Source organism: Metabacillus dongyingensis (assembly GCF_019933155.2).
GTDB classification, from domain to species: Bacteria; Bacillota; Bacilli; order Bacillales; family Bacillaceae; genus Bacillus_P; species Bacillus_P dongyingensis.
In genome coordinates, this window is sequence record NZ_CP082944.1 from 4,406,863 (window position 1) to 4,418,405 (window position 11,543).

Annotated in this window: 13 protein-coding genes; 11 read left to right on the top strand and 2 right to left on the bottom strand. The window is 38.8% G+C overall.

Features of this window, described 5'->3' with window-relative positions; translation table 11 throughout:
* The first annotated feature begins 139 nt into the window (after positions 1–139).
* The 4 genes from K8L98_RS21885 (at position 140) to K8L98_RS21900 (ending at position 2,446) form a co-directional block, all read left to right on the top strand.
* Positions 140–733 carry a TetR/AcrR family transcriptional regulator gene (locus K8L98_RS21885; RefSeq protein WP_223438076.1) on the top strand — a complete coding sequence of 198 codons (594 nt, stop codon included), beginning with the start codon at positions 140–142 and terminating at the stop codon, positions 731–733.
* Positions 734–872: 139 nt separating this feature from the next.
* Positions 873–1,211 carry a DMT family transporter gene (locus K8L98_RS21890; protein ID WP_223438077.1) on the top strand — a complete coding sequence of 113 codons (339 nt, stop codon included), beginning with the start codon at positions 873–875 and terminating at the stop codon, positions 1,209–1,211.
* Positions 1,211–1,525, top strand: a complete 315-nt coding sequence (locus tag K8L98_RS21895) for a DMT family transporter (protein WP_223438078.1) — start codon at positions 1,211–1,213, stop codon at positions 1,523–1,525. The genes K8L98_RS21890 and K8L98_RS21895 overlap by 1 nt, the downstream gene beginning before the upstream one ends.
* A 12-nt stretch (positions 1,526–1,537) precedes the next feature.
* Complete coding sequence (locus K8L98_RS21900; RefSeq protein ID WP_223438079.1) at positions 1,538–2,446, top strand: EamA family transporter; 909 nt, start codon at positions 1,538–1,540, stop codon at positions 2,444–2,446.
* 54 nt (positions 2,447–2,500) lie between these two features.
* Here K8L98_RS21900 and K8L98_RS21905 read toward each other — a convergent pair whose 3' ends face one another.
* Both K8L98_RS21905 and K8L98_RS21910 read right to left on the bottom strand, forming a co-directional pair.
* On the bottom strand, positions 2,501–3,064 hold the full coding sequence (locus K8L98_RS21905) for a hypothetical protein (RefSeq protein WP_223438080.1): 564 nt from the start codon (positions 3,062–3,064) through the stop codon (positions 2,501–2,503).
* Positions 3,054–3,560: an RNA polymerase sigma factor gene (locus tag K8L98_RS21910; RefSeq protein ID WP_223438081.1), complete on the bottom strand. Its 507-nt coding sequence runs from the start codon at positions 3,558–3,560 to the stop codon at positions 3,054–3,056. The genes K8L98_RS21905 and K8L98_RS21910 overlap by 11 nt, the downstream gene beginning before the upstream one ends.
* Positions 3,561–3,806: 246 nt before the next feature.
* Between K8L98_RS21910 and K8L98_RS21915 the strand changes: the two genes are divergently transcribed.
* From K8L98_RS21915 to K8L98_RS21945, 7 genes are all read left to right on the top strand, one after another.
* Entirely contained in the window at positions 3,807–4,874 is a 1,068-nt protein-coding gene (locus K8L98_RS21915) for a LacI family DNA-binding transcriptional regulator (RefSeq protein ID WP_223438082.1), read from the top strand.
* Between the two features lie 144 nt (positions 4,875–5,018).
* The gene (locus K8L98_RS21920; protein ID WP_223438083.1) at positions 5,019–6,176 is read left to right on the top strand and encodes a Gfo/Idh/MocA family protein; all 1,158 of its coding nucleotides are present in this window, start codon (positions 5,019–5,021) and stop codon (positions 6,174–6,176) included.
* A gap of 30 nt (positions 6,177–6,206) precedes the next feature.
* On the top strand, positions 6,207–7,178 hold the full coding sequence (locus tag K8L98_RS21925) for an ABC transporter permease (protein WP_223438084.1): 972 nt from the start codon (positions 6,207–6,209) through the stop codon (positions 7,176–7,178).
* Between the two features lie 12 nt (positions 7,179–7,190).
* Positions 7,191–8,072, top strand: a complete 882-nt coding sequence (locus K8L98_RS21930) for a carbohydrate ABC transporter permease (protein ID WP_223438085.1) — start codon at positions 7,191–7,193, stop codon at positions 8,070–8,072.
* 17 nt (positions 8,073–8,089) lie between these two features.
* Positions 8,090–9,697 carry an extracellular solute-binding protein gene (locus tag K8L98_RS21935; RefSeq protein WP_223438086.1) on the top strand — a complete coding sequence of 536 codons (1,608 nt, stop codon included), beginning with the start codon at positions 8,090–8,092 and terminating at the stop codon, positions 9,695–9,697.
* A 70-nt stretch (positions 9,698–9,767) separates the two neighbouring features.
* Complete coding sequence (locus K8L98_RS21940) at positions 9,768–10,409, top strand: YesL family protein (RefSeq protein ID WP_223438087.1); 642 nt, start codon at positions 9,768–9,770, stop codon at positions 10,407–10,409.
* Positions 10,406–11,497: a DUF3472 domain-containing protein gene (locus K8L98_RS21945; RefSeq protein WP_223438088.1), complete on the top strand. Its 1,092-nt coding sequence runs from the start codon at positions 10,406–10,408 to the stop codon at positions 11,495–11,497. Before K8L98_RS21940 ends, K8L98_RS21945 begins: the two co-directional genes overlap by 4 nt.
* Positions 11,498–11,543 lie beyond the last annotated feature (46 nt).

The window sequence follows — 11,543 nt, forward strand, 5'->3', positions numbered from 1 at the left end:
TTCAGTCCATATACAAGCATAACAGCTACTAATCAAGCATGACAATGTAAAGAAATAGAAATAGTCGTATATTCTTTCATTTGACTTTATGAAGCACCGGATTTATAATAAAACTGACGAACGTCAGGAAGGTGAAAAAATGACATCTCAACAAATAAAAGAAGCCGCGATACGCAATTTTGCCGCACACGGATATGAAGGTGCATCTTTAGCAGCAATAGCGAATGAAGTCGGCATCAAGAAACAATCTATTTACACTCATTTTAAAAGCAAGGATGAACTGTTTCTTACTGTCATGGCTGAGGTGCAGGAAAAAGAAATTGAGTATATTAAAAACTACTTTGTTTTCTCAAATTCCGCATCATTAAAAGAAGCGCTCTATCAATACTTGTCAGAGTATATCAACCGCTATGAAAAGGATGATAAAACAAAGTTCATGCTGCGGATCAGCTTTTTGCCGCCAGCACATCTTTACGATGAAGTGATGAAGAAAGTGTACACCTATCTGGATACTTTTGAAGAGCTGCTGACGGATATATTTAATGACCAGAAAGCTATAACAATAAACCAATCAGATGCAGTAATTGCCTATATGGGACTTGTTGATGCTGTTCTGGTTGAGATTCTCTATGGCGGTGCTGAAAGATTTAAAAAGCGATTGGATGGCTGCTTTAGCGTTTACTGGAACGGGATAACACATAGAAACACGGAAGAGCCTTGGTCAGCTCCGTAAGGCAGATAAGAATCCTGCGGAAAAGTCCGGGTTTGACTTTTTTTTGGCGGATCCGTTCTGACCAAGGAGTTTGGCATTTGCGCTTGCTGCAATAAGCAAAATTGTGTCCCATCCAATAATTAAAGAAAGGAAGAACATCATGAATCGTGACTGGATAAAAGTTTTCTTAGCCGGTTTCATTGAAGTTATCTGGGTGGCTGGATTAAAATACTCAGACAGCTGGTATGAATGGATTATTACAATTATTACGATATGTGTAAGTTTTTATTTACTGATCGGAGCGACTAAAAGACTGCCGGTGAGTACCGTTTACGCAGTCTTTACAGGACTTGGCGCTGCAGGAACCGTTATTTCGGAAATTCTCTTCTTTAACGAGCCATTTCAGCTCATCAAAATACTGTTAATTCTCGTATTAGTCGCTGGAGTTATCGGCTTAAAAACATTGTCTAATGATAAAAAAGAGGAGGCTGTGCACTAATGGACTGGATTTTACTGATAGCAGCAGGCCTATTTGAAGTTGTCGGTGTCATCGGAATCAACAAAATGAAAGATTCAAAAGGAATTGTTCCCTTGCTGATTATGATTGCAGGCTTTTCCATCAGTTTTCTTCTATTAAATCAATCTCTTCAAACCATTTCGCTTGGAACGGCATATTCTGTCTGGACAGGAATTGGATCTGCGGGCAGCGCGCTTGTGGGAATTTTATTTTACGGAGATTCAAGCAGCTGGAAAAGAATCCTTTTTATTAGTATGATCATCTCAGCTACAGTAGGATTGAAGCTTGTTTCATAAGGAGTTATCATTGTGAGCCAATTATTTAAATACTCATTCCTTGTCTTGGTCGGCGCATGCAGTTACGGGGTTATTTCTACCATTATTAAAATTGCCTACATGCATGGATTTACAGTGAACGAAGTGATCGGAAGCCAATACTTGTTTGGCTTTATCATGTTTCTCATCTGTGTGACTCTTTTCTCAAGAAGAAAAGTTTCTTTTAAGCAGGCGCTCATCTTAATGATTACAGGAACCACTACCAGTCTGACTGGTATTTTTTACGGAAAATCTCTTGAAACGATTCCCGCCTCGATTGCGATTATCCTCTTATTTCAGTTTACCTGGATTGGAATCGTCATTGAGGCAATAGCTGTGAAAAAGCTGCCGGGTCCTGACAAAATACTCGCTGGAGGCATTCTCTTAATAGGCACATTTCTGGCGGGAAACATTTTTGGTCATGATGCTTTTAGCCTGAGTGATCCCGGAATCATCTGGGGACTTTTATCAGCTGTTTCATTTTCACTATTTATCTTTGCAAGCGGAAAAGTAGCAATTGAGCTGCCGTCTTTAAATCGAAGTCTGTTTATGTCATTGGGTGCTGCACTCTTTTTACTAATCGTCTTTTCCCCTGATTTTCTGACAAATGGCTCCATGCAGTCAGGATTATGGATTTACGCTTTGCTGCTGGGCTTTTTCGGCGTATTCATACCCGTTGTATTGTTTTCAATCGGAACGCCGAAGATCGGTTCAGGCATTGCAACGATTTTAGGAGCTGCAGAATTGCCAATGGCCATTCTCTGCTCGGTTCTTATTTTAAAAGAGCAGGTAACAATCCTGCAGACAGCCGGAATCGCCATGATTTTAATTGGAATTGTAACACCGCAGCTTTATCATTTTTTAAAACATAAGCAGCTTGAGAAGGATAGCATATCTTCTTGACAAAGAGAGTGAACGATTAAACGTTCACCCTCTTTTTAGCATCCAGATATAAGCTTACTCAGCTGAAAAAGTACGCATAGCATCTTCAGCTTGTTTCTCTGTTATATAAGGTGTATGAAAGTACACTCTTATCCATTCTTTTTCATCAGTCTGAACGTAATAGTGATAGGTTTGTGTGGCAGTCATTGTTTTAACATGCTCGAGTATTCTTTCTGATGGATACTTTAATTCGTTTATTACTTTTCTTTCAAAAATCCCCGGCCGGCTTTCAAGGCTTTGCTTTTCCTCAAGTGTACTGGGGACTGCCCCTCCTACAGTCTTTTCTCCTTGTTTAAAAATCAGGCTATCTCCATTTCTTTCTGTTTTGATTCCATCTGGAAGCTGTATACTGTAGTTTAATTGCCCATTCCGTGTATCTTCCCCTTTTTCACCATTTACAAAAAAGAGAGAAAAGATGCCGACTCCGATTAAAAGGATCATTGTTACAGAAAGCTGAAATACTCGGTGTATCACGGCAAGGGAAAATCCTGACCGCCTTTTGGAGAGAGCCTTGCTGATTTTCTCCCGCTGTTCGGATGATAATGTTTTTTTCGGAAACTGAAGGTTTTCAGGATTCAAGTTTGGCCCCTCCTTCTTTAATAGCATCTTGCCTGTTCTGATTTAGTTTCTTCAATGCCCGGTAGTAAGTGCGGCTGACTTTTTCCCTTGTCCAGCCCAGGACTTCTGAGGTTTCTTCCACGGAAAGCTCAGAGATGACTCTCAGCATGACAACATCTCTGTACTCTGTTTTCAGTTCATCTATTGCTCTGTAGACTTCCCTTACATTTTCATGTTCCATCAAAATATCATCCGGACTTTTTTGCCGCTCTTGATTTGGCAGCCAAGAAAGAAGCCGTTTCTTCCGGCGCTGATCAATGACAAGTCTTCTGGCAATGCTGATCAGCCATGTTTTCGGATGGGAATCACCGTGAAAATGGCTTTTTAAAGCCCTGAAAAAAACTTCCTGGACATCATCCTCCACATCGTGTGATCCTTTGTAATAAACCAAAAAGTGATAAAGATCATCTCCGAACAGCTTAAACATCCGCTCAATTTCTCTGTGGTGTTCGTTCATTTATCCACCCCGTTTGAACTCTTTACTTAATTAGACGGTTACTTATCTTAATTCTCTCACTTAAATGGAAAAAAATCAGTTTTTTCAGAATTGATCTATTCCATCTTTTATTTAAGATTAAAATTCGGGTAACATAAATATAAGACTGTAGAACTATATTTGTTTTATTTTTCAGAAAATATTGACTTTTTTCCGGAAAACTATTAATTTATAGGAAAGCGTTTGGATAAATGTAAGGAGTATATTATGACAACATTAAAAGAAATTGCGGAGCATGTTGGAGTATCAATTTCAACTGTTTCCAGAGTAATCAATAACGATCTATCAAGAAATATTCACCCTGAAACGAAAAGAAAAGTTTGGGATGCCGTGAAAGACTATGGATATAAGCCAAACCAAAATGCCAGGAACTTAGCCTCACAGAAAAAAACTGAAAAGAAAAAAACAATGCAGATTGGCTGTTTAGTCCAGCATCCTCATCTAATAGAAAGATATGATCCGTATTATTCACCTATATTTAATGGAATAAGCAAGACTCTTACAGAACATAAATACAGCTTAATCTATATTGATTCATTCGACAAAAAAATTGAGGAAACTGATTTTTACAGAACTATCAACTCTGATACATTGGATGGCATAATCCTTTTCGGAAACTTTGAGGAAAATGTCTTGTCTTTCATTAAAAATCAGATATCCTGCATCGTCGCTTTAGAAACTGCCCACACGGATCGCTTAGATGTATCATTGGTGGACTATGACAGACAGTCTGCATGCAGAGCAGCCATTAAGCACTTAATTGAACAAGGTCATGAAAAGATCGGATTTATTGGAGGCGGAACAGGTGCTGACTATGTGAATCTTTCTGATGAAGAGAGATATAAAGGCTATGTGAAAGCACTGCATGAATTTGGACTCGAACTTGAATCAGATTGGATTGTAAATGCCCAATGGACTCCTTCATTAAGTTATAGCGGCATGAAGAAAATTTTAAACCTTGATTCTAAGCCAACTGCCATGTTTTGTGCAAGTGACACAATGGCCATCGCTGCGATGAGGGCTGTTTATGAAAATAAACTGCAGATCCCAGAGGATGTTGCATTTATCGGGATTGATAACATTGAAATGTCTTTATATTCTAATCCCCCTTTATCAACTATTCATATTCCAAAATATGAAATTGGAAAAGCTGCAGTAAATGTACTTTTAAATCAAATAGAGGAACGGATGGATCTCCCAGTCGTGACTTTGCTGCCATATCAGTTAATTGCCAGGGAATCATCGGAAAATAAATCTAACTTGAAGCATCTTTAAAATTTTATGAGTTAAATTGAAGCATTTATTTTGCACAGCAGGAAAACGTTTTCCGTATTTGGGGAAAATTCAATTTAAGGAGGTGATCTGTTTTCATTGAAGGAGGTTTTTTTCATTTGATATTTCGAGAGGAGACATTAGGAAATGAAACAAGTAAGAATTGCTTTAATTGGAGCAGGATTAAGAAGCGGGATTGCAAAATACTGGCACAAGCCAGATGGTGATTCAATCGTAGTCGCCGCAGCAGATATTTCTTATTCAAAATTAAAAGAATTTCAGGAAAAGATAAATTCCGAAGCGTTTATTACGCAAGATTACAAAGAATTGCTGCAAAGAGATGATATTGATGCTATTGCCGTGACGTCACCTGATTATTTGCACGAGGAACACGCAATCGCTTCCCTTCAGGCTGGAAAGCATGTGTATTGTGAAAAACCTTTAGCTATAACAGTGGAAGGCTGTGACCGGATTATAGAAGCTGCAGAGAAATCAGGCAAGCATTTAATGGTTGGTTTTAACATGAGATATATGAATATGTACAGAACGATGAAAGGAATTGTTGATTCCGGTGTCATCGGAAAAATAAAAGCTGTATGGGTCCGGCATTTTGTAGGATATGGCGGCTACTTCTATTTCCATGATTGGCATGCAAAATCTAAGAATACGACATCTCTTCTTTTACAAAAAGGTTCGCATGATATTGATATCATTCATTGGATTACCGGAAGTTACACACAAAAAGTATCAGCATTTGGAGGCTTGGATTTTTATGGCGGGGACAAGCCAAATGATTTAACTTGCCCATCGTGCAATGAACGGGATACATGTACTGAAGCCAGTCCCCACACACTAATTGAATGCGCTTTCAGAGAAGAGGTAAATGTTGAAGATAATAATGTGGTCATAATGGAGTTAGAGGGTGGCATTAAGGCTTCTTACCTGCAATGTCATTTCACCCCTGATTATCAGCGGAATTACACATTCATTGGCACGGAAGGCCGAATCGAAAATTCAGAGCTGGAAGGAAAAATATATGTAAAGTCGCGTCGTTCAAACTCATGGAGAGAATTCTCTGATACTACCTATGAAATAAAAAAAGCAGAGGGCAGTCATGGCGGAGCCGATCCAAATATATGCAGAGATTTTGTAGATTTAGTGCTTAAAGGCAAGCAGCCTTTAACAACACCTCTTGCTGGCCGAATGAGTGTAGCTGTCGGATGTGCAGCAACTGAATCGATCCGTTCGGGCGGACACATTGTAAAGATTAAACCAATCCCCACAACTATTCCGAAAGCATTTTAAACATCAGTATAGCTGAAAGGGATGGTATTTTTGAAAATTGAACATAAACCTGAAAAATACACAAACACACGTACAGCCTCTAAGACCTCACATACAAAATTATCTGCATTTCGAATATCCTTCAGGAAAAACTGGGATCTGTATTTGCTGATTTCACCTGTCATACTTTATTTTATTATCTTTCACTACATTCCAATGTATGGAGTACAAATTGCATTCAAAGACTTTTTCCCTGTAAACGGAATATCAGGAAGTCCATGGGTTGGCCTTAAACATTTTGAACGATTTTTTGATAGCTATTATTTTTGGCGCTTAATTAAAAATACACTTGGAATCGGTTTATATACGTTAGCATTATCTTTCCCTATTCCAATTATTATTGCGCTCATGCTTAACGAGGTAAAGCATGAAAAGTACAAACGCTTCGTCCAAACTGTCATTTATGCTCCTCATTTTCTGTCAACCGTTGTCGTAGTCGGAATGCTGCTGTTGTTCCTGAAGCCTGATGGGCTGGTCAATCAAATCATTATCTTATTTGGCGGTGAACCTATTTATTTTATTACTGAGCCTAGCTTATTTAAATCGCTTTATGTTTTTTCTGATGTCTGGCAAACGATGGGCTGGAGTTCGATCATCTATCTTGCTGCTTTAGCCTCTATAGATTATCAGCTTCATGAAGCAGCCATCATAGATGGAGCAACTAGGATTCAGAGAATCTGGCATATTAATGTTCCGACCATATTTCCAACAATCGTTATTATGTTTATCCTAAGTGCCGGCTCTATTATGGCCGTAGGCTTTGAAAAAGTATTCTTAATGCAAAATAGTCTGAACATGTCTACTTCTGACGTTATTTCAACATTTGTATATCGTGCCGGGATTTTAGATGCCCAATATAGTTTTTCAGCAGCAGTCGGATTATTTAACTCCGTTATTAATTTCATTATGTTGATCGTCGTTAACTCATTTGCTAAAAAGATCAACGAAACTAGTCTTTGGTAGGAGATGAGGGATATGACAAACAGTTCATCAGATAAAGTCTTCAACATCGTGAACTATCTATTACTTGCCATAATTACACTGCTTGTGCTGTACCCTTTATACTTTGTCCTCAGTGCATCGGTGAGTGATCCCCTCTATGTCTTAAGAGGAGAAATGTGGCTCCTTCCGAAGGATATTAACTTCGATGCCTATAAAAAAGTATTTATGAATGAAGATATCCTAAACGGTTTTTGGAACACGATAAAGTATACAGCGGTTGGAACTGCCATTAACGTCGTGATGACAACAATGGCCGCCTTTCCCCTATCAAGAAAGGACTTCATGGGCAGAAACCTTATTATGGGATTCTTTGTGTTTACTATGTTTTTTAGTGGAGGATTAATTCCTTCCTATCTATTAATTAAGGAACTCGGAATGCTGGATACTTTTTGGGTAATGGTTATTCCTAATGCAGTAGCAATCTGGAACATCATTATTATGCGTACTTTTTTCCAGACCACCATTCCGATTGAACTGCAAGAGTCGGCAATGATTGACGGCTGCAGCAATATACAGATTCTAATTAAGATCGTTTTGCCATTATCTATGCCTGTCATTGCAGTAATGGTGTTATTTTATGCTGTTGGCCACTGGAATTCTTACTTCAACGCCTTGATTTACTTGCAGGACCGGGAGCTCTTCCCTCTCCAGTTAATTTTGAGGGAAATTCTGATTCAGAGTCAAACGGATGAAATGGTCAAAGCGACTTCGGAATCATTTGTAAAGCAGCAGTTAAGTGTTGAAGGGCTAAAATATGCTGTACTGGTTGTATCAAATATACCAATGATGCTCTTGTACCCTTTCCTGCAAAGATACTTTGTTAAAGGGTTTATGATCGGAGCCATAAAAGGATAATAAAGGGGGTTATGTTAATGAAGAGCAATAAATGGAGATATGGATTTTTATCAGGTGTTCTTGCATTTTCCATTTTGAGCGGCTGTACGAATGAGGAAGCTTCTAAAGAAAAGAGCGAATCTGCTGTCAAAGTCAATAAGACCGGTATGCCGATCGCAGATGAGAAAATAGAATTAACAGGATTTGCAGGGAAATTTTTTGCCTCTCAAGACTGGAATAAACTTAAGTTATGGGAAGAATATGCAAAGATGAGCAATGTTGAAATAGATTGGGAAACGGTACAAGTTGATAGTTTAAAAGAAAAAAGAAACCTTCTTCTTGCAAGCGGTGAATATCCGGATGTCCTATTCTCATCTGCACTTCCAAAAGCAGATTTGATTAAATATGGGCAGCAGGGTGTATTGCTTAAACTAAACGACTTAATTGATCAGTATGCTCCTAATTTTAAAAAGATTATGGAAGAAAATCCTGTGGTTGCAAAAGGGATTACTATGCCTGATGGAAGCATTTATGGGTTTCCTACTATCTATGATCCAGAATTTAAAGGTCTGCACTTGGGAACACCATGGATCAATAAGAATTGGCTGGAAAAATTAGGCCTGGAGGAGCCTCAAAATTTAGATGACTTTCATAAAGTTCTCAAAGCTTTTAAAGAAGAGGATCCTAATGGCAATGGAAAAGCTGACGAAATTCCATGGTCCGGGGCATATGGAATTGGAGAAGCTATCGGATTTATTAAAGGGTCTTTCGGTCTTAATAATCATGGATCTGCAAATGCATATATTGATTTAGCACCTGGAAGCAATAACCTCAGGTTCACTCCTGCGTCAGATGAATATAAAGAAATGCTGGAGTACCTTCATAAACTCTATAAAGACGGATTAATAGATAAAGAGATTTTCACAGCTGATCCACAAGCATTTACTGCCAAAGCTTCAGATGGAGCCTTCGGTGTCATCAACGGACTCGATCCTGAGACGATTTACCAGTTAAAAGGTTATGTCGGAACACCTGTGCTCAAAGGACCTAAAGGTGATCAAATGCTTACATCAATGGGTTCACCGCTTGGAAATATCGGAATGTTCGTCATCACGGACAAGAACAAAAATCCAGAAGCAACGATTAGGTGGATTGATCACTTTTACGGGGATGAAGGAACAAAGATGTTCTTTATGGGATTTGAAGGTGTGACATACGAAGAGAAAAATGGAGAGTTTGAATACACTGAGAATATGACAAAAAACCCTGATGGCTTAAATTTGGATCAGGCATTGAGCGAATATCTTACATGGCCGGGCGGGTATTACCCTGGAATTGTTAAAGAAAAATACTTTAAAGGAGCAGAAGGTAAGCCTGCAACAAAAGAAAATGCACTGAAATCTGAACCTTACGCCCTTAAACAAGAAGACATTTGGCCTGCATTTAACTTCAGCCCAGAAGAACAAGAAGAGCTGTCAACCATTTCAACTGATATAACGACATATGTAGATGAAATGACAGCAAGCTTTATCTCCGGAAAAACATCATTATCGAAATGGGAGGATTATGTTCAGACCCTCAAACAAATGAACTTAGACCGCTACATGGAGATTTATGAATCCGGCTATAAGAATTACAAGAAATAATGGCATACTTGGTAACCTATGAACTTCCTTATAGGTTACCTGAATTTCTTCAAAGAAACTGGGTGAAATGATGACTGCAAGAATGCTTATTTTGGGAAGCTATAGGCTCTGTGAAAAGATTATGTTAGCAGCCTATTTAAATCTTCTGTGGATTATATTTACAGCAGGCGGCTTCATTGTATTCGGAATCTTTCCTTCTACTGTAGGACTCTTTACAGTTATTAGAAAAATGATTCTTTACAAAGATCATGATATGAACATATTCAGCGAGTATTGGAGAGCTGTGAAAAAAGAGTTTGTGAAATCGAATGCTATGGGTTTTCTATTAACCCTCATCACTTTGCTTCTTTGGCTAAACTTTCAGCTGCTTCAAATCACCGATGGAATACCGCATCTCATACTTCTTTCGATTATGTGCATGATTGGAATGATGTGGGTCATTCTCTTATTCTATTGGATTCCAATATATGTACATTTTGAACTGCCTATTCGGAACGTTTTGAGTGCAGCTTTTCTGATTGGTCTGTCCAATCCTCTTTATACAATCTTAATGATTTTAGGGTTATCCGTACTGTACATGATTCTTCTTATCGTTCCTGGTTTATTTCCTTTTTTTTCAATCAGCATCTCTGTCTTCCTCATCATGAAGCTTGCTCTAAAAGCCTTTGAACGGAATCAAAAAATCACTTTCAGAAATGAGGAAAAGAAATGAAAGGAACATTTTTGGCTATAGGGCTTACAGTATCAGCCCTGTTAGCATCTCCCTCGTTATCTCATGCAGCATCTGCTGATAACGTTTATTTAGGACCTCTAAAGAGTGTTGAGTCTGATATCGTCATGAGTGATTGGTCACCAACTATTACTGCGCCTTATACCTATTGGGCCACTCAAAACTGGAATCAAGGTGCAGAGGGCGGCGGATATGCAGGATTTCAGCAGCAGGACGAGCGGGCTTGGGCCAACCGGACCGTACATTTTGCATTATGGGATCCAATGGCCGTTCAAGCTCCCATTGTTTCCTTATATTCTCACCCTGATGCTAAAGTTGAGCGTTTTGGCGGAGAAGGAACAGGATTAAAGGTAATGACACCATATGAATGGGATCTATCAAAATGGTATCGAATGGTTGTCAAGCGATGGGATATGCAGGATGGCACTCATTTTGGGCAATGGGTAAAAGATGTCAGCTCTGATAAATGGACCCTCATCACAGAAGTCGCCTATCCCGTTAAAGATGTGAATTTTGGCGGACGATTCACTCTTTTCCAAGAAGATTGGGCCGGTACTGCAGAGAACGCAAGAGGTGGACGCACAAAGAACGGCTACAATCGATCACTTGCTGGAACGTGGAATTCCTGGGATAAGCAGACAATGTCAACTAATAGTTCGAATACAAATTGGGCAGGAGGTGCAACCGATGAATACTTTTGGTATCAATCCGGCGGCACAACCATTCCCAACCTTGCCAATCCGACGACTTTAACGATCAGCCAGCCAGCAGAACCAGAACTTGATGATATCGAAATCGATTCTGTTAAAGCCATAACTAAAAATAAAAAAGTGCATATAAACTGGCACCTGAAAGAATCCAGTTCTCCGCAATTTGAATATGAAATCACAATTGTCGAAACTGAAAATCATACACAAGCAGCATCAGTGACGAGTATCGATACAAGGTCTAATTCAGAAATATTGACAGCCACATTAGATAAAAAGAAAACATATAACGCTGAACTAAAAATTACGGATATTTTTGGCCAGCAAAAAACAATAACAAAACAAATAATCCAAAAGCAGTAAAATTGAAGCTCAGCTCTATAAACAAAAACATCTTTATAAGAGGATG

Bases quoted from the DNA above. Each gene is read 5' to 3' on its own strand.
- K8L98_RS21895 (WP_223438078.1), top strand. From the start codon at position 1,211: ATGGACTGGATTTTACTGATAGCAGCAGGCCTATTTGAAGTTGTCGGT.
- K8L98_RS21885 (WP_223438076.1), top strand. From the start codon at position 140: ATGACATCTCAACAAATAAAAGAAGCCGCGATACGCAATTTTGCCGCA.
- K8L98_RS21910 (WP_223438081.1), bottom strand. From the start codon at position 3,560: ATGAACGAACACCACAGAGAAATTGAGCGGATGTTTAAGCTGTTCGGA.
- K8L98_RS21915 (WP_223438082.1), top strand. From the start codon at position 3,807: ATGACAACATTAAAAGAAATTGCGGAGCATGTTGGAGTATCAATTTCA.
- K8L98_RS21930 (WP_223438085.1), top strand. From the start codon at position 7,191: ATGACAAACAGTTCATCAGATAAAGTCTTCAACATCGTGAACTATCTA.
- K8L98_RS21940 (WP_223438087.1), top strand. From the start codon at position 9,768: ATGACTGCAAGAATGCTTATTTTGGGAAGCTATAGGCTCTGTGAAAAG.
- K8L98_RS21935 (WP_223438086.1), top strand. From the start codon at position 8,090: ATGAAGAGCAATAAATGGAGATATGGATTTTTATCAGGTGTTCTTGCA.
- K8L98_RS21920 (WP_223438083.1), top strand. From the start codon at position 5,019: ATGAAACAAGTAAGAATTGCTTTAATTGGAGCAGGATTAAGAAGCGGG.
- K8L98_RS21945 (WP_223438088.1), top strand. From the start codon at position 10,406: ATGAAAGGAACATTTTTGGCTATAGGGCTTACAGTATCAGCCCTGTTA.
- K8L98_RS21890 (WP_223438077.1), top strand. From the start codon at position 873: ATGAATCGTGACTGGATAAAAGTTTTCTTAGCCGGTTTCATTGAAGTT.